Consider the following 17,472-nt stretch of genomic DNA (forward strand, 5'->3'; position numbering starts at 1 on the left):
AACAAGAATCCTGTTGCCTTGTGCAGCCTAGATTTCAGCGGCCACCAGCCAGTCGCGAAAGATGCGCACCGCGCGCGTCTGAAGCGCGCGGGGCCGGCACACGAAGAAATAGCGATAGGGGCTTTCGACATGAATGGGGAACAGCCGCACGAGCCGGGGGTCCCTGGACTGCTCGAAATGGCTGGCGTGCATGACGGCTACGCCCAGCCCTTGCGCTGCCGCTTCCAGCATAAGCTGGCCCGAGTCATAATTGTCCACGGCCAGCGGTTGCAGGTCGGGCAGGCCGGCCGCTTCCTTCCAGGCGTCAAAGGACAAGGCCATGTCGCGGTGGAGCAGGATCGTCTGCTGCGCCAGTTCCTCGGGGGACTTGAGCGCCTGCGGCCCTTCCAGCAACTGCCGGCGACCGATCAGATACACCTGCTCATGGTCCAGCTCATGCGCGTAAAGCGCAGAGTCAATGTCTTTGGCCATCAGGACGATCGCGGCGTCCAGTCCTTCACCCAGCCGCGCAACGGCGTGGGGCGTCGTTTCGATGTCGATGTGCAACTGCGGATGCTGCTGACGCAGCCGACCAAGATGCGGGAACAGGCGCTGTGTCGCAAACAGCGGCATGACCGCCAGCCGCAAGCGCAGTTGATTGCCGCCGCTCTGGATATTTTCCAGCGCCTGGCTGAGCGAATCCAGCGCTGGCGCGATATCGTCGAGCAGCCGCTGGCCATCGATGTTGATCTCCAACGCCTGATGCTTGCGGTCGAACAAAGGCCGCCCGATGAATCGCTCGAGCGCCTGAACCCGGCGGCTGAGCGCGGGCGTCGACAGGGCGAGTTCCTCCGCAGCAGCCTTGACGGAGCCAAGGCGAGCGACCTGAACAAAGGCCTCCAGGGCCGTAAGGGGCGGCAATCTGCGCATACTATGTTACTATTCCGAAGCCGATCCGCTGCGCCGCGTCAATTCTCTTTATCGAACGGCGCGCTTCCCGGTTCCAAGCATCCTGTCGACAATGAGCAGGAAAATGCGAAAAATGGCAAGATGCATTTTTTGCAACTTGATCCTTCATTTCGCACTTGCGAAATATCTCGTTGCGACGCACATAGAATGAGCCTTTCAGGCATCCTCTCCTAAAACTTTACGGGCTGGCTCATTGAGCTGGCCCTTTTTTTGTTCTTTCTCTTGGTGGCGACAGGGTCTTTCCGACCGGCTTCGCGTTCCCTATCTCGTTTCGACACGAACGATGGGGAAGCCGCGTGGCTGATCAGGAACAAACCGGACGCAGGATACAGGTCGCCAATGCGCGGCCGGAGGATGCGGGGCGCGGATTGGCGCGCCTGCCCTTGGCTGTAATGGCCCAGTTGCAGTTGAGCGAAGGCGACGTCATTGAAATCGTCGGCAAACGCAATACGCCCGCGCGCGTGGTGCGGCCGTACAAAGAGGATGAAGGGCTTGACGTTCTTCGTCTCGATGGATTGCAGCGCGCAAACGCGGGCGTTGGGTCCGGCGATTTCGTCCAGATCAGCAAGGCCGAACCCAGGGCGGCACAGCGCGTTGTGTTCGCGCCTGCACAAAATAATCTGCGCCTTCAGGGCAATCCTGAGGCCTTGAAGCGGGTTTTCTATCAACGTCCGCTCGCGTCGGGCGATGTTGTCGCTACCGCCGGCCAGCAGCAGGTGCCGCCCGGCGATATGCCACCTCAGCTACGCCAGATGCTGGCCGCGCCGGCCTATGCGCTGCAGGAAATCCGGCTGGTTGTGGTGTCGACAACGCCCAAGGGCATCGTTCACATCGACGCGGACACCGAAGTTGAATTACGCGCCGAATATGAGGAACCGCGCGAATCCCGTCGCGCCGACGTAACCTATGACGATGTCGGCGGTATGGCCGAGACGATCGACCAGTTGCGCGAAATGGTCGAACTGCCGCTGCGCTATCCTGAACTGTTCGAACGGCTGGGCGTCGACCCGCCAAAGGGCGTCTTGCTGCATGGGCCGCCGGGCACGGGCAAGACCCGGCTTGCGCGCGCGGTCGCCAATGAATCGGAAGCCGAATTTTTCCTGATCAACGGACCGGAAATCATGGGTTCGGCCTATGGCGAATCCGAAAAGAAGCTGCGTGAGATTTTCGAGGAGGCGGCCAAGGCGGCGCCGTCGATCCTCTTCATCGACGAAATCGATTCGATCGCGCCCAAACGCGGCAATGTGACCGGCGAGACGGAAAAGCGTCTGGTCGCGCAATTGCTGACGCTGATGGACGGGCTGGAGCCGCGCACCAACCTGGTGGTCATCGCGGCGACCAATCGACCCGAAGCCATCGACGAAGCATTGCGCAGGCCCGGCCGCTTCGATCGGGAGATTGTCGTGGGCGTGCCGGACGAGCGCGGCCGCCGCGAGATATTGGGTATACATACCCGCGGCATGCCGCTGGGCGATCGCGTCGACCTGACCGAACTGGCGCGCATGACCTACGGCTTTGTCGGCGCTGACCTGGCCGCGCTTACCCGCGAAGCGGCGATCGAAGCGGTGCGCCGCTTCATGCCGCGCCTCAATCTGGAGGAAGGCACGATCCCGGCCGACGTGCTGGAGGAACTGTCGGTCACGCGCGAGGATTTCATGTCCGCGATCAAGCGCGTCCAGCCGTCGGCGATGCGGGAAGTGATGGTGCAGGCACCCAACATCGGTTGGGCTGACATCGGTGGGCTGGACGATGCGCAGATGCGCCTCAAGGAAGGCGTCGAACTGCCGCTCAAGGACCCGGATGCGTTCCGCCGGATCGGCATTCGTCCGGCCAAGGGTTTCCTCCTCTACGGACCACCGGGAACCGGCAAGACGTTGCTGGCCAAGGCGGTGGCCCGCGAGGCGCAGGCGAACTTCATCGCCACCAAGTCGAGCGATCTCCTCAGCAAATGGTATGGCGAAAGCGAACAGCAGATCGCCCGCCTGTTCGCGCGCGCGCGGCAGGTGGCGCCGACGGTCATCTTCATCGACGAACTGGACAGTCTTGTCCCGGCACGGGGTGGCGGGCTTGGTGAACCGGCGGTGACAGAGCGGGTGGTGAACACGATCCTGGCCGAGATGGACGGCCTGGAGGAATTGCAATCCGTGGTCGTGATCGGCGCGACCAACCGCCCGAACCTGGTCGATCCTGCGCTGTTGCGGCCCGGCCGGTTCGACGAGCTCGTCTATGTGCCGGTGCCGCAGGAAGCGGGCCGTCGCCGCATCCTCGACATCCATACGCGCAAGATGCCGCTGGCCGACGATGTCGATCTGGATGCGTTGGCGCATCGGACTGAGCGCTTCACCGGCGCGGACCTGGAAGATCTCGCGCGGCGCGCGGGGCTGATTGCGCTGCGTCAGTCGCTGTCCGTCGATGCGGTCACAATGGCGCATTTCGAAGCGGCGCTGGACGAAACTCGCGCGTCCGTCACGCCGGAGATGGAACGGGAATATGAACAAATTCAGGCGACGCTGAAGCAGAACGCGATGCAACTGGATCCGATCGGCTTCGTGTCGCCCGGCATGTTGCGCGCCCGAGAACGCTAGGATCGTGCGGATGATGGAATGAACACTTCCGTCATCCGCACGTTACCGCCCCATGACCCGCAAAGCCGCTTGCCAGCGGACCCTGATTTTGCGAGTCCGAAACGAAAATGACAGACAGGCGGTTTTAATGGCGTCCCTTCCCTTCAAGGACAAGCATAAGACAGGTTTCAAAAGCAACCGAAGTGGCTCCTTCCTGAAGCAGTGGAACATCTTCTTCCGCCAGTTCCTGAAGCATCCCGGCATGATCGGTTCGGTAATCCCGTCGTCCCGCGCCTTGGTCGACGCTGTGCTGGAACCGGTAGATTGGGAACGGACGCGGTTGTTCGTGGAATATGGGCCGGGCGTCGGCACCTTCACCCGCCCGATCCTGGAGAGGATGCACCCCGATGCGACGTTGATCGCGATCGACCTCAATCTGGATTTCGTGGCCTGGCTTGACGCTCAGATAGACGACCCCCGGCTGCGCGTGGTGCATGGGTCGGCAATCGATGTGCGCCGCTTCATCCGCGAAGCAGGGTATCAGCAGGCTGATTATGTCGTGTCCGGGCTGCCCTTTTCGACCTTGCCCGACGGGGTGGGCGCGGCGATCTGCGCCGAGACGCGTGCGGCGCTTCGGCCGGGCGGAGAGTTTTTGATCTATCAATATTCCCGCTTTGTGATGCGCCTTTTGACCCCGGTCTTCGGCGCGATCAGCGATCGGCTGGAATGGCGTAACATTCCGCCCTGCCGCGTCATTCGCGCAACCAGTGACGAGGCGCTGGCCCAGGCGGCCTAACACCGTAAAAATTCCTCGACGCCCGCTTCAACGTTCGCGCCGCCATAACGATTGACTCGGCCTTTTATGTGGAGGACGACGGTCCGGGGCAATATGTGGGGCTGGCGATGGCATCGGCTGTCGGGACTGACGCGCAATGGGCGGACATTTTTCTAGGCGCCGCGCTGGAGCCGCACCGGTGGGAAGAGGCGCTGAGCGCCATGGCGCGGGCCACCGGATCGCACCATGGCCAGATGGTGGGCTTTGGTCCGGCAGGCGCTGCGTTCAATTGGATCAGTGATGTCGATCCGGCCATCATACTGGCCAGCCTTTCCATAGATCATGGATCGCCGGGCCTGAATTATCGGGTCGGCGCCGACCTGCTGCGGGACAGGCCAGATATCGTGCATGAAGCGCATTACGACATAGCGCGCCAAGGCTTGCACGCAGCGGACTATCTGGACCTGTGCGCCGATTTCGACATTTTCGACGGATGCCAGACGCGTCTGCATCAGGGGCGGGACGCGATGATCGGGCTGGCCCTGCTGCGGTCCGCGAAGGACGGCCGCACCACGCAGGAACAACGTGACCTGTTCGGGGAGATCGCGGATCACGCCCGCACGGCCGTGCGATTGCAGCAGGCGGTCGAACGGCAAGGATTTGCGCTGCTGGCGGGCACGTTCGAGGCGATGGACCGCGCCTGCTGGCTGATCGACGCGGCTGGCCGGGTAGGCGGCATGACGCCGGCGGCAGACGCGCTGCTGTGCGCCGGTGCCTTGCGGCTGGCCGAAGGATATTTGTCGTGCGACCGAGGCGAAGACAGCCGCGCGCTGAACCAGTCGGTGCGCGCCGTTCTGGGCGTGCCGGCACGGGCTGGAGATCCGGTTATCCTGACGGATAGGGAGGGCAATGTTCAATTGTCGATCGAATGCTACCCGCTCCCTGCGCGCCCATGGGCACTGCCCTTCGCTCCGCGCGCGATCATCGTCGCGCGCACCGGCGCGCCCGCCAATCGTCAGGCGGAGATCCTGATCCGCATGTTCCGACTGACGCCGGCAGAGGCGGATATTGCCGTGCGGATCGCATCCGGCCAGAGCCGGCAGCAGGTGGCCGCCGCGCGGATGGTGAGCGCGGAGACGCTCAAGGTGCAGTTGCGCAGCATCTACGACAAGATCGGATGCGGCCGGGAGGCGCAGCTGGTGCGGCTCGTGGGTCTTCTGACGCAGTAGCGATGCGGGCCTTACCCCCATTGGGGTATGCGCAAACCTGCGCGAATCGCTAGGAGGATCGGCGTGACAGCTTGGCTGTCTGTCGGCAGCCGGATCATATGCGACCCATGGTCCGGCCGCCGGCCTTTGGCTCGCCTGCCTTTCATGCTAAGCCGCCGCGCAATGGACCGGCGAGACATGCGATGAATGACCTGACACAGACCCCCGAAATGCTGATTGCGACGATGGGCGCACGGGCGCGCCGCGCGGCTGTGACCATTGCGCAGGCAAGTGACGCGCAAAAGGCCGATGCACTGCGCCGCGCCGCGCAGGCGGTGCGGGACCAGGCGCCGGCGATCATCGCCGCCAATGCGCGGGACATGGATAATGCCGCCGCTAATGGCCTGTCCGCCGCGATGCTCGACCGGCTGAAGCTGGACGAGGATCGTATTGCGGGCGCGGCCGCGGGCGTGGAACAGGTCGCGGCGCTGCCCAGCCCGCTGGGATCGGTCATTGATCGGCAGGTGCGACCCAACGGGCTGGAGCTAAGCCGGGTGCGCGTGCCGCTGGGGGTGATCGGCATCATTTATGAAAGCCGGCCCAATGTGACTGCTGACGCCGCGGCGCTGTGCCTGCGGGCGGGCAATGCGGTGATCCTGCGCGGTGGCAGCGAGGCGAAGGAAAGCAATCGCGCCATCCATGCCGCGATGCTGGAGGGGATCGTTGCGGCGGGCCTGCCGGCCGAAGTGGTGCAACTGGTCCCCACGACCGATCGCGCGGCCGTGGGCGCGCTGCTCAAGGCGGCGGAGTTTGTCGACCTGATCGTCCCGCGCGGGGGCAAGAGCCTGGTCGCGCGGGTGCAGGAGGAAGCGCGGGTGCCCGTGCTGGCGCATCTCGATGGGATCAACCACAGCTATGTCGATGGCGCGGCGGACCCGGCGATGGCGGAAAAGCTGGTGGTGAACGCCAAGATGCGTCGGACCGGCATTTGCGGATCGACCGAGACAGTGTTGATCGACCGGGCCTATCGCGAAGCGCCGGCGCTGGTGCGTGCGCTGATCGGGGCGGGATGTGAAGTGCGCGGCGATGACGCGGTGCAGGGCATGGACGCGCGAGTGAAGCCGGCGCAGGAGGCGGACTGGGATACCGAATATCTGGACGCGATCGTGTCGATCCGGATGGTGGATGGCGCGGAGGATGCGATTGCCCATATCGCCGCCCATGCCAGCCACCACACCGACGCCATCATCACCGATGACGGCGCGCGGGCCGAGCGGTTCCTCAACGCGGTCGATAGCGCCATCGTGATGTGGAACGCATCGACCCAGTTCGCCGATGGCGGCGAATTCGGGCTGGGCGCCGAGATCGGCATTTCGACCGGGCGGTTGCATGCGCGCGGGCCGGTCGCCCTGGAGGGGCTGACGACGTATAAGTGGATCGTTCGGGGGACGGGGCAGGTTCGTCCCTGAGCCGCAGGCTGTTTTTCGCGACAGCAAGCGCGACATATGCAAGCATAGGGCATTTCGTTAGTTAGCTAACGAACCATATGATCAGGCTTTGGCGATCGCGTCGATCGCCTTGAGCTTGTCCAGCATCGGGCCCACCCAATCGAGCGGCAGCATGACCGGGCCGTCCGATGGCGCATTATCCGGATCATCATGCGCTTCGGCAAAGATGGCGGCGACGCCGGCCGCCACGGCGCTGCGCGCGAGAAGCGGCGCATAGTCGCGCTGGCCACCCGATGCTGAGCCGAGCCCGCCGGGTTGCTGCACCGAATGGGTGGCGTCGAATATCACGGGATAGCCGGTCTGCGCCATCACCGGCAGCGCGCGCATATCGCTGACCAATGTATTATAGCCGAAACTCGCGCCGCGTTCGGTGAGCAGGATGCGATCATTGCCGGTCGAGGCGACTTTCTGTGCCACCGCCGCCATGTCCCAGGGGGCAAGAAATTGTCCCTTTTTGACGTTGATGACCGCGCCGCTGCGACCGGCAGCCAGCAGCAGATCGGTCTGGCGGCAGAGAAAGGCGGGGATCTGGAGGATGTCGACCGCCTGCGCGGCTGCCTCCACCTGATCGGGGCCATGAATGTCGGTCAGCACCGGGCAGCCGAGCGACGCCTTGACCTCCGCCAGGATGGCAAGGCCAGCGTCGATGCCAACGCCGCGCTTGCCAGATACCGATGTGCGGTTCGCCTTGTCGAAGCTGCTCTTGAAGATGAAGGGCACGCCCGCCTGCTCGGCGGCGCGCGCCAGCGCGTCGGCCATGAACAGCGCATGGTCGCGGCTTTCGATCTGGCAGGGGCCGGAAATCAGGACGAAGGGTAGGTCGTTGCCGATGGTGATCGGGCCGACTGCGACATGGCGAGGGGTGGTCATGCGCGATCATTTGGGCGCTTTTGCAAAGCGGCGCAACAATTGCCCGCGCCACAGCCCCTTGCCGGGATGATAATTCCAGCAGAACCAGCCAAAGGCGAGGCAGGCGAGCAGCGAGGGCAGCGCCATCGGATCGCCGTTGGATTTCATATGGCGATAAAATTCCAGATCCGCGCGCCAGCGGTCGCGCTCGCTGCCGCCGCCATTGATGCCATAGAGATTGTCATGACGCCGGCAGCCGACATTGCGGTTGTATTTCCGGTGGTCGATGAAATAGCAGTAATCGCGTTCGGGCGTGTTCATGCCCCGATTAGGGCGGCGGTGTTGGAAAAGTTCAAGCGTAAAGTCTTTTACCTCGGCGGTTTCGATCCGCGCGGCGTCCGTTTCTATCACCAGCTCTATCGCGAGCAGGCGGCGCGTTATGCCGCGCTGACCGGCGAAGCCGTGACGGTGAGCGGGCGGCAGGCGGGCGATGCGGGCGCGGCTGTGTCGGCGCGCTGGAGCGTGGAGAACGCGACCGCCGGGGTCGAAATTGACTATGAATATCTGCGCTGGGAAGATGTGATCGGCAAGGTGTGGATTCGCAATCCCCTGTCTCTCGCGCTCAAATCGGCGCGCGCCTATGCGGGCCATGCCCGGCACATGGATTTTGCGCGGATGCGGCGGCTGCGCAAGGGGCCGGTCATCACCATCCTCTATCCCCCTATATTGGCGGTGCTGATCCCGCTGATGCTGGCGCTGGTCCCGGCGCTGATCCTGTCGCTGGCCTTGCCCTGGTGGGCGGCGGCGATCATCGGCATCGCTGTGAGCGCGCTATTGTCCGGGCGCATTCTGGCCAAGCTGGTCGTGCCCTGGCTGCTGCGGTTCATGACCTATCATGGCTCGCTGGCGGCGCAGGGGCCGGGCGCGGCGCTGGACGGGCGGATCGACGCCTTCGCGCAGCGGATCGCGGCGGCGCTGGATGGCGACTGGGACGAGGTGCAGCTGGTGACGCACAGCGCCGGCACGATTTTGGGCATGCGGCTGTTGCGCCGGGTGATCGCCCTGCGCGGCGGAACGCTGCCCGACCGGTTCGTGATGCTGGGGCTGGGGCAGGTGGTGCCGGTGATTGCGCTGCGGCGCGACGCGCGCTGGTATCATGAGGATCTGAAAGCACTGGCGGATGCGCCGTTCCGTTATGTCGACATCAGTTCGCCGCCCGATGGCGCGGCCTATTTCGACGTGAATCCGTTTCTGCTGGTCGCCCCCGCTTATGCGGCGCGGGTCGATATGCTCTCGCCGCGCTTCCATCTTTTTTACGAGCCGCACAATTATCATGGCGGCTGGTCGAACAAATATGAGGCGCATTTCGACTATCTGCGCGTGGGCGACCGGCTGTCGCCGCTGGACTTCATCAGCCTGACCGCGGGCCGCCGCACCGTGGATGAGGCCGTTGCCGCCTTCAGGACGATCGCATGACCGAGATTTTCACCCCGCCCTATCCCCGGCCGCCCAGGAACAAGCGGGGGTTGGTAAAGCGGTTCCTGCGCGGCTGGCACAGCTGGATCCATGTGCTGTTCGACAAAAGCTATACCATGAAGATGGGCGAGATCCGCCTGCCGGGGCGGACCATGTATATCGCCAACGAACTGCCGCTGGTGGACAGGATATTGCGCGGCGGCACCGCCTTTCCCAAGCATAGCGAACTGGTGCGCAACCTTGATCCGTTGATCGGCAATTCGGTCTTTTCGGCCAATGGCGCGGATTGGGAAAGCCAGCGGGCCATGGTCAATCCGGCCTTTGCCCATACCGCGCTGGGCCGGTCGATGCCGCTGATGGTCGCGGCGGCGGACGATCTGGTCGCGCGGATCCAGGCGGCGGCGCGAGACGGCGGGCCGGTCGATATCGACCCCATGATGACCCATGTGGCAGCCGATATCATATTCCGCACCTTATTCAGCCAGACGCTGGACGCTGAGCGATCCAACATCATCCATACAGCCTTTGGCCGGTTCCAGCGGCTGGCGCATTCCGCATCGATGCTGCGGCTCTATGGCCTGCCCGCCGGCTGGTTCGAGAAACGGTCCAAAGGTCCGGCGCGGGCGATCCATGACGTGTTCCGGCCGATCGTCGAGGCGCGCTACGCGGGCTTTCATGGCGAGGGAGAGGCCGGGACGCGGGACATCCTGCAATCGCTGATCGAGGCGAAGCATCCCGAAACGGGCGCGCATTTCACCTGCGAAGAGGTGATGGAGCAGGTATCGACCATCTTCCTGGCGGGGCATGAGACGTCGGCGAGCACCATGACCTGGGCGCTCTATATGCTGGGCGAATGCGGCCACATCCAGACGCGGGTGCGCGAGGAGGTGGCGCGGGTGGCGGGCGGCCAGCCGCTGACCGGCGCGATGCTCAAGGACATGAGCCAACTGCGCAATATCTTCAAGGAAACGCTGCGGCTTTATCCGCCGGTGTCCTTCCTGCCGCGCGAAGTGACATGCCCGATGGACATGCGCGACAAGCATCTGGAGGCGGGCGCGATGCTGGTGGTCGCGCCGTGGCTGACGCAGCGGAACAAGGATAATTGGGCGTGTCCGCATGCGTTCGATCCCGACCGGTTCGAGGATCCGGCCAATGCCGAGATGGCGAAGCAGGCCTGGTTCCCCTTCGGCCGGGGACCGCGCGTGTGCGTGGGCGCAGGCTTTGCCCAACAGGAAGTGATGACGGTGATCGCCAGTGTCGTGCGGCGCTTCGCCATCAGCGTGCCGGCAGGATTCACGCCCGAGCCGATCAGCCGACTGACGATCCGGCCCCGGACGGGCATGCCGCTGCTGTTTGCGCCGATCAGCTGAGCGCCGGTTCGTCTTCCGGCGCGACATCGACCATGACGGACTGGCTCTGGCCCGCGCCGCCGACGAACAGGCCGTCCATCGGCGCGACATCGGCATAGTCGCGGCCCATGGCGACGAAGAGATGCCCGTCGCCCGTGATGCAGCCATTGGTGGGATCAAAGCCGATCCAGCTGCGCGTCGGCCCGCACCAGAGCATGACCCAGGCGTGCATGGCGTCGGCCCCGACCAGGCGCGGCATGCCCGGCGGCGGCAGGGTGCGCAGATAGCCGCTGACATAGGCGGCGGGCAGGCCGGCCAGACGCAGCGCGATCACCATCACATGGGCGAAATCCTGGCACACGCCATGGCGCGCGGCGAAGGCGTCGGCGACCGGCGTGTCGGCATCGGTAACCCCAGGGCGATAGGCGAAGGCATGCTGGATATGCAGCGCGAGGTCCAGCGCGGCGGCGACGACGGGCGCATCGGCCGCAAGGTGTGCACGCGACCAATCGCCGATGGCCGCCAGCATCGGCGTGCGCGCGCCGGCATAAAGATAATGGGCGGGCGCGGTCGGCCCCATAGTGCGGTCCACCAGCGCCGCTTGCGCCACTGCGCCGACCGTCGGATCGGCGGCCAGCGGCGTGATGTCGCCGCCCTGCACGCCGCAGCGGAACCGGCTTTCGATGCTGAGCTGCCGGATCGGGCTTTCTATCACGAGGCGGGCGACGGTGACAGGCCAGCCGCCGGGACGGGTTTCGACCAGCGCAGGGGCAGGATCGACATCCAGCCGATAGTCGGACGTCCACTGGCCGGGCCAGGGCGCGGGCTGCAGGCGCAGGTTGAAGCGGGCGAGGCGCACGGGCGCGGCGTAGCGCAGGATCGTGCGATGGCGGACCTGGTAGATCATGCCAGTATCTCGGCACTTTCCGTTTTGCGAAGCTGAAGGAAATAGCGCTGCCCGATGGCGTCGGAAAGGGCGAGCAGCCGGCGTTCGGCATCCGCGATATGATCCATTGTCAGCATGTCGCCGGTCAGCGGTTTAAGCTGCGCGACCAGCGCGTCGGCGATACGGCGCGGTTCTTCGGGCATGCCGTCGGCGCGCAGCGTTGGCAGGGCGGCGACATGCTCGGCGAGGCGCAGCGCCTGCCAGGCGAGCGCTCGGGGATTGTAGGGCTCCAGCGCGATGAGGTCGCGCACCGGCGCGAGCGCGGGGCCGGCAAGATAGCGGGTTCGGTAGCTGATCTGGCTGTCCATCAGGTCAAGGAGGACAGTGAGATCATCGTCCGACGCCTGATCGCCACCGAACTGGTTGATGAGCCGGCACCCGTTGATCGCGCGTTCCAGCCGGCGGCCCATGTCGTGGAAGCGCCAGCCATCGCCGCGCGCCATATTTTCCGCCGCGAGGCCAGAGAGCGCCGAGATACGCTCGATCATGCGGGACGAGGCGTCGAGCAGCGTTTCCGTGACCGCGCCTTCGAAGGCGGGCAGCGGCAGGCGAACAAGCCGCCAGACGTCGCTCGCCAGGCGATCGCGCAGGCCTTCGCCGATATTGGCCACGGTCGCCATCAGCGCGCGGACGCTGCCGGGCTGGCGCGCATCGCCCAGCGCGGTGGCGCAGAGCGCGCCGATGGCGGCCCCCGGCGCGCCCGAGCCGGCGGGCACCGCGCCCCAGGCGGCAAGCAGGCCGACCAGCCGTCCCATGGTTGGGCTGGCGAGCGAGGGGCCAAGATCGGCCTCGATCGAGCCGCCGGCGACCGCGCGGATGAGGCGCAGCGTCGCCTCGGTCCGTTCGATATAGCGGCCGAGCCAGAAGAGATTGTCCGCTGCCTTGGCCGGCAACATGCCGCCGATCCGGCGGATGGCGGGCGCGCCGCCCCCCAGCAGGCTTTCGGCCGCCACCGGCCGGCGATCGATCACGCACATGTCGGCGGAGATGTCGCCCCGGCCCATTAGCGCCGCGCGGATGTCGCCATGGGCGGCGAGGCGGGCGAAAGCGCCGGGCATCACGCGCCACTGCCCCGCGCCGTCACGCGCAACGAAGATGCGCAGAGTGAAGGGCAGGGGGGTGAGCTGTCCGTCGATGATTGCGGGCGTCGTGGACAGCTTCACCATTTCCTGCCCGACATAGTCCATCGGCCGCCGGTCGAGCGCGTCAAGCAAGCGCGCGCGCTGGTCGGCGTCGAGCGTCGCGCCGGGCAGGAACGGCGCTTCGGGTAGGCCGGCAGCGGGCTGATCGAAGGCGGAGCCGATCACCAACTGATCGAGCCGGGCGCGCACATGATCGCGCTCGCGCGGCTGGCCGCACCACCAGGTGGCGATATTGGGGAGGATCAGGTCCGCGCCCAGCACGGCCCTGGCCAGTTGCGGCAGGAAGGCGGCGAGCGCACGCGATTCGATGACGCCCGCGCCCGGCCAGTTGCTGACCATCAGCCCGCCGCGCGCGCAGGCGTCAAAGAGGTCGGCGACGCCGATCCGCGACTGGCCGTCGAAGGCGAGCGGATCAAGAAAGCGGCTGTCCATCCAGCGCCACAGGCCATCGACGCGCTTCAACCCCTGGATGGTGCGGACGAACAGGCGCCCATCGGAGACGATGAGGTCGTCGCCTTCCACCAGCATGAGGCCGAGATAGCGGGCGAGATGCGCCTGTTCGGCATAGCTCTGGTTGAAACGGCCGGGGGTGAGCAGGCCGATACGCGGGTCCGAGCGGGCGCAGTCGGCGGCGAGGCCCCGGCGCAGGTCGGAAAAGAAGGGGGCGAGCCGGCGCGCGTTCATCGCGCCGAGCAGGTCGCCGGTGGCGCGCGAGAAAGCGAGGCGGTTTTCCAGCGCATAGCCGACGCCTACAGGCGTGCGCACCCGGTCGGCGAGCACGCGCCATTCGCCGCCCGGGCCCCGGCCGATATCGGCGGCGTAGAAATGAAGGACATGGCCGTTGGGCGGCGCGGCGCCCGTCATCACCCGCCAATAATGGGTGCTGCCGGTAATGACGCTGGCGGGCAGATGCCCGTCGCGCACCAGCGACTGGGTGGAGTAAATGTCGCCGACGATCCGTTCGAGCAACTGGGCGCGCTGAATGAGGCCCAATTCGATGTGAGTCCATTGCGCGGCGTCGATCAGCAGCGGCAGCGGGCCGAGCGGCCAGGCGCGTTCCTGCTCATCGCCGGTGAGGCGAAAGGCAAGTCCCTGATCGGCGGCCTGACGCGCGACATGATCGGCCAGCGTCGCCGGATCGCCCTTCGCCTGCGCGGACAGCCGCTCCAGCATCGCGCGCCAGTGCCCGGCCGTGCCCGGGTCGGCATCGGCGAACAGGTCGCCGCGCGGTGCGGCGGCGAGATAGGCGTCGGCCCAGTTGCCTGCCCCCAGCGAAGGCGCGAGGGCGTCCGCTTGGTTCATGCGCCCGGCTGGCGGGGCAGGCGCAGGTCGAGCGTCATGGGGAATTCGCCGGGCAGTTCGGCCGGCGGCATGTCGACAGGTCCGGGTGTATGGCCATGATCCTGGAATCGCGCCTTGCGCCGGGATTCAGCCTCATAACCGTTGATCGGCAATGTATCGTAATTGCGTCCGCCCGGATGCGCGACATGATAGACGCAGCCGCCCAGCGACCGGCCGCTCCAGCTGTCGAACACGTCGAAGGTAAGCGGTGCGTTGGCCGGAAGTTGCGGGTGCAGGCAATTGGCCGGTGTCCACGCCTTGTACCGCACGCCGCCCACCGCTTCGCCCGGCACGGCGGTGGGGCTCATCGGCACGCGGCGGCCGTTGCAGGCGACGATGTGGCGCCCCGCGACCAGACCGGTGGCGCGTACCTGCAACCGTTCGGTCGATGAATCGACATAGCGCACCGTGCCGCCGATCGCCCCGGTTTCGCCCAGCACGTTCCAGGGTTCGAGCGCTTGGGTGATTTCGATGCCCACGCCGCCCGCATCCACCTGACCATGGACGGGGAAGCGGAACTGGCGCTGCGCTTCAAACCAGTTGGGGTCGAAATCATAGCCCGCGCCGCGCAGGTCGGCGAGCACCTCCAGAAAATCGGACCAGACGCAATGGGGCAGCATGAAGCGATCATGCAGCGCCGTGCCCCAGCGCACGAAGCCGCCCTGTTGCGGGTGACGCCAGAACCAGGCGGTGAGCGCGCGCAGCAATAATTGTTGCGCAAGGCTCATCCGCGCCTCGGGCGGCATTTCGAACCCGCGAAATTCCAGAAGACCCAGTCGTCCAGTCGGGCCGTCGGGCGAAAACATCTTGTCGATGCAGATTTCGGTGCGGTGGGTGTTGCCGGTCACGTCGACCAGCAGGTTGCGGAACAGCCGGTCGACCAGCCAGGGCGGCGGCAGCTTGTCCTCGCCCTCGCGCGTCGGATCGGGCACCTGTGCGAGTGCGATCTCCAGTTCGTAGAGCCCGTCATGCCGGGCTTCGTCGATGCGCGGCGCCTGGCTGGTCGGGCCGATGAACAGGCCCGAGAAGAGATAGGAGAGCGAGGGGTGCCGCTGCCAGTAGAGGACGAAGCTCTTGAGCAGGTCCGGGCGGCGGATGAAGGGCGAATCATTGAGGGTCGGCCCACCGAGCACGATATGATTGCCGCCGCCCGTGCCGATCGAGCGGCCATCGACCATGAATTTGTCGGCCGTCAGCCGGCATTCGCGCGCGGCGGCGTAAAGTTTCTCGGTGATATCGACCGTGTCCCGCCAGCTGGCGGCAGGGTGGACATTGACTTCGATCACGCCGGGGTCGGGCGTGGCTTTGAGCACGTTGAGGCGCGGGTCGGGGGGTGGCGCATAGCCTTCGATCCTGACGGGGATGCGGGTGGCTTCGGCGACGCGCTCCACCTGCGCGATCAATTCCAGATAATCTTCCAGTTCGCGGACCGGGGGCAGGAAGACGGACAGGTGCGCGCCATGCGGTTCGACCGTGATGGCGGTGCGCACCGCGCCTTCGATGATGACCTGTTCGACCCGGTCCTGCGCGGACGCGCCGCCTTCGGCATCGGCGACGCGCTGGACGCGCTGCGCTTCCTCACGGCTGGCCGCTTCGCTCACTTGCGCGCGGGCGTCGGCGAGCGGCCCGCGCGGTTCGCTCGTGTCGCGGGGATGAATATAGGGATAGTCCGATTCGGGCACATGCGGCAGCGAACCCAGCGGCAGGCGATAGCCGAGCGCCGAATCGCCCGGCACCGCGAACAGCTTGCCCCGGCGCAGCTGCCAAATCTCGCTCTGCCAGCGCGGCGTCGCAGCCTGGCTTTGCCAGCGCTGGACTGGCAGGACATAGCCGACCGGCTTATCGAGGCCGCGTTCGAAGGTCTTGACCATGCGTGCGCGCGCTTCGGGATCGGCGATGGCCGGATCCTGCGGGTCGGTGTTGATGGGAAGATCGCCCTCCTTCACCATCCAGACCGCCGGGTCTTCATAGACAGGGTGGGTATAGTCGGCCGAAAAGCCCATATTGCCGGCGAGCGCCGCGAGGAAGGTTCGGGCATCCTCCGCCGTGGTCTGGCGCGCACCTTCGGGCGGCGTGTCGGTCGCGATCAGGCTTTCGTCGCGCCAGAGCGGCACGCCGTCCTGCCGCCAATAGACCGCATAGGCCCAGCGCGGCAGGCTTTCGCCGGGATACCATTTGCCCTGCCCATGATGCAGCAGGCCGCCGGGCGCAAAGTCGCTGCGCAGCTTGCGGATCAGCCGGTCGGCATAGGCGGCCTTGGTCGGGCCGACAGCGTCGCCATTCCATTCGCCCGCGTCCCCGCCATCCTGCGCGACGAAGGTCGGTTCGCCGCCAATGGTGAGGCGCACGTCCTGGCGTTCTAGGTCGGCATCCACCTGTTCGCCCAAGGCCATGACCGCATCCCAGCGTGTATCGGTGAAGGGCTTGGTGATGCGCACGGCTTCGGCGATGCGACTGACCGACATTTCGAAACGGAAATCGACTTCGGCCGGTTCGGCCATGCCGCTGATCGGCGCGGCGGAGCGATAATGGGGCGTGGCGCAGAGCGGGATATGCCCTTCGCCAGCGAACATGCCGCTGGTGGCGTCGAGCGCGACCCAGCCCGCGCCCGGCACATAGGCTTCGGCCCAGGCGTGAAGATCGACCACGTCCTGCGTCACCCCTTTTGGCCCTTCGATCGGTTCCACGTCCGCGACCAGCTGGATCGAATAGCCCGACACGAAGCGGGCGGCGAATCCCAGCCGGCGGAGCAGCTGGACCAGCAGCCAGGCGGAATCGCGGCAGGAGCCGGTGCCGATGTCCAGCGTCTCCTCCGGCGTTTGGACGCCGGTTTCCATGCGGATGACATAGCCCACCCGTTGTTGCAGGCGGCGGTTGACCTCCACAAGAAAATCGACGGTGCGGCCTTCATGCCCCTGATGTTCGGCGACCAGTGCGTCGAACAGCGGCCCCTGATCCTCCACGTCGAAATAGGCGGCAAGGTCGGTCTTCAGCTGGTCGTCATAGGCGAAAGGGTAATTTTCCGCATAAGGCTCCACGAAGAAATCGAACGGATTGATGATGTCGAGATCGGCGAGCAGGTCGACCTCGATCGAGAAATGATCGACCGGTTCGGGAAAGACGATGCGCGCCAGCCAGTTGCCATGCGGGTCCTGCTGCCAATTGAGAAAATGGTTCGCCGGTTCGATCTTCAGCGCATAATTGGGAACTTTGGTGCGGCTGTGCGGCGCGGGGCGCAGGCGGATGACCTGCGGGCCGAGCCGGATCGGCCGGCTGTAGGAATAAGCGGTGAGGTGGTGCAGCGCGGCCTTGAGCATGGCGCGATCAAACGCCACGCCTTGTTGCAATGCAATGCGAAACTGTCGG

General features: G+C 65.7%; 12 protein-coding genes. 6 read left to right on the forward strand and 6 right to left on the reverse strand.

Features of this window, described 5'->3' with window-relative positions; translation table 11 throughout:
• Positions 1 to 27: 27 nt before the first annotated feature.
• Complete coding sequence (locus SKA58_RS15190) at positions 28 to 909, reverse strand: LysR substrate-binding domain-containing protein (RefSeq protein WP_009823353.1); 882 nt, start codon at positions 907 to 909, stop codon at positions 28 to 30.
• A 335-nt stretch (positions 910 to 1,244) separates the two neighbouring features.
• Between SKA58_RS15190 and SKA58_RS15195 the strand changes: the two genes are divergently transcribed.
• The 4 genes from SKA58_RS15195 (at position 1,245) to SKA58_RS15210 (ending at position 6,964) form a co-directional block, all read left to right on the forward strand.
• Complete coding sequence (locus SKA58_RS15195) at positions 1,245 to 3,533, forward strand: CDC48 family AAA ATPase (protein WP_009823355.1); 2,289 nt, start codon at positions 1,245 to 1,247, stop codon at positions 3,531 to 3,533.
• 127 nt (positions 3,534 to 3,660) lie between these two features.
• Positions 3,661 to 4,308, forward strand: coding sequence for a class I SAM-dependent methyltransferase (locus SKA58_RS15200; protein WP_009823356.1), 648 nt, complete (start codon positions 3,661 to 3,663; stop codon positions 4,306 to 4,308).
• Between the two features lie 107 nt (positions 4,309 to 4,415).
• Positions 4,416 to 5,516, forward strand: a complete 1,101-nt coding sequence (locus SKA58_RS15205; RefSeq protein WP_037543712.1) for a helix-turn-helix transcriptional regulator — start codon at positions 4,416 to 4,418, stop codon at positions 5,514 to 5,516.
• Positions 5,517 to 5,698: 182 nt separating this feature from the next.
• Entirely contained in the window at positions 5,699 to 6,964 is a 1,266-nt protein-coding gene (locus SKA58_RS15210; protein WP_009823358.1) for a glutamate-5-semialdehyde dehydrogenase, read from the forward strand.
• Between the two features lie 81 nt (positions 6,965 to 7,045).
• On the opposite strand, the gene kdsA is transcribed toward SKA58_RS15210, so the two are convergent.
• A complete protein-coding gene (gene kdsA / locus SKA58_RS15215; protein ID WP_009823359.1) occupies positions 7,046 to 7,873 on the reverse strand; it encodes a 3-deoxy-8-phosphooctulonate synthase in 828 nt (275 codons plus the stop codon).
• Positions 7,874 to 7,879: 6 nt separating this feature from the next.
• The gene (locus SKA58_RS15220; protein ID WP_009823360.1) at positions 7,880 to 8,173 is read right to left on the reverse strand and encodes a hypothetical protein; all 294 of its coding nucleotides are present in this window, start codon (positions 8,171 to 8,173) and stop codon (positions 7,880 to 7,882) included.
• A gap of 21 nt (positions 8,174 to 8,194) precedes the next feature.
• Here SKA58_RS15220 and SKA58_RS15225 point away from each other — a divergent pair, with 21 nt between their 5' ends.
• Entirely contained in the window at positions 8,195 to 9,328 is a 1,134-nt protein-coding gene (locus tag SKA58_RS15225; protein WP_009823361.1) for a hypothetical protein, read from the forward strand.
• Positions 9,325 to 10,698, forward strand: coding sequence for a cytochrome P450 (locus SKA58_RS15230; RefSeq protein WP_037543294.1), 1,374 nt, complete (start codon positions 9,325 to 9,327; stop codon positions 10,696 to 10,698). Before SKA58_RS15225 ends, SKA58_RS15230 begins: the two co-directional genes overlap by 4 nt.
• On the opposite strand, the gene SKA58_RS15235 is transcribed toward SKA58_RS15230, so the two are convergent.
• The 3 genes from SKA58_RS15235 to SKA58_RS15245 are packed head-to-tail and all read right to left on the reverse strand — an operon-like array spanning position 10,691 to position 17,423.
• Positions 10,691 to 11,584: a transglutaminase family protein gene (locus SKA58_RS15235; protein ID WP_009823363.1), complete on the reverse strand. Its 894-nt coding sequence runs from the start codon at positions 11,582 to 11,584 to the stop codon at positions 10,691 to 10,693. The genes SKA58_RS15230 and SKA58_RS15235 overlap by 8 nt on opposite strands.
• A complete protein-coding gene (locus SKA58_RS15240) occupies positions 11,581 to 14,067 on the reverse strand; it encodes a circularly permuted type 2 ATP-grasp protein (protein WP_009823364.1) in 2,487 nt (828 codons plus the stop codon). The genes SKA58_RS15235 and SKA58_RS15240 overlap by 4 nt, the downstream gene beginning before the upstream one ends.
• On the reverse strand, positions 14,064 to 17,423 hold the full coding sequence (locus SKA58_RS15245) for a transglutaminase family protein (protein ID WP_037543714.1): 3,360 nt from the start codon (positions 17,421 to 17,423) through the stop codon (positions 14,064 to 14,066). Before SKA58_RS15245 ends, SKA58_RS15240 begins: the two co-directional genes overlap by 4 nt.
• Positions 17,424 to 17,472: the final 49 nt, after the last annotated feature.

Origin of the sequence: Sphingomonas sp. SKA58 (assembly GCF_000153545.1) — a bacterium.
Classification (GTDB): Bacteria; Pseudomonadota; Alphaproteobacteria; order Sphingomonadales; family Sphingomonadaceae; genus Sphingobium; species Sphingobium soli.

Excerpts from the sequence above, each read along its gene's own strand:
- SKA58_RS15190 (WP_009823353.1), bottom strand. The coding sequence starts at position 909 with ATGCGCAGATTGCCGCCCCTTACGGCCCTGGAGGCCTTTGTTCAGGTC.
- SKA58_RS15200 (WP_009823356.1), top strand. The coding sequence starts at position 3,661 with ATGGCGTCCCTTCCCTTCAAGGACAAGCATAAGACAGGTTTCAAAAGC.
- SKA58_RS15205 (WP_037543712.1), top strand. The coding sequence starts at position 4,416 with ATGGCATCGGCTGTCGGGACTGACGCGCAATGGGCGGACATTTTTCTA.
- SKA58_RS15210 (WP_009823358.1), top strand. The coding sequence starts at position 5,699 with ATGAATGACCTGACACAGACCCCCGAAATGCTGATTGCGACGATGGGC.
- kdsA (WP_009823359.1), bottom strand. The coding sequence starts at position 7,873 with ATGACCACCCCTCGCCATGTCGCAGTCGGCCCGATCACCATCGGCAAC.
- SKA58_RS15220 (WP_009823360.1), bottom strand. The coding sequence starts at position 8,173 with ATGAACACGCCCGAACGCGATTACTGCTATTTCATCGACCACCGGAAA.
- SKA58_RS15230 (WP_037543294.1), top strand. The coding sequence starts at position 9,325 with ATGACCGAGATTTTCACCCCGCCCTATCCCCGGCCGCCCAGGAACAAG.
- SKA58_RS15235 (WP_009823363.1), bottom strand. The coding sequence starts at position 11,584 with ATGATCTACCAGGTCCGCCATCGCACGATCCTGCGCTACGCCGCGCCC.
- SKA58_RS15240 (WP_009823364.1), bottom strand. The coding sequence starts at position 14,067 with ATGAACCAAGCGGACGCCCTCGCGCCTTCGCTGGGGGCAGGCAACTGG.
- SKA58_RS15245 (WP_037543714.1), bottom strand. The coding sequence starts at position 17,423 with ATGCTCAAGGCCGCGCTGCACCACCTCACCGCTTATTCCTACAGCCGG.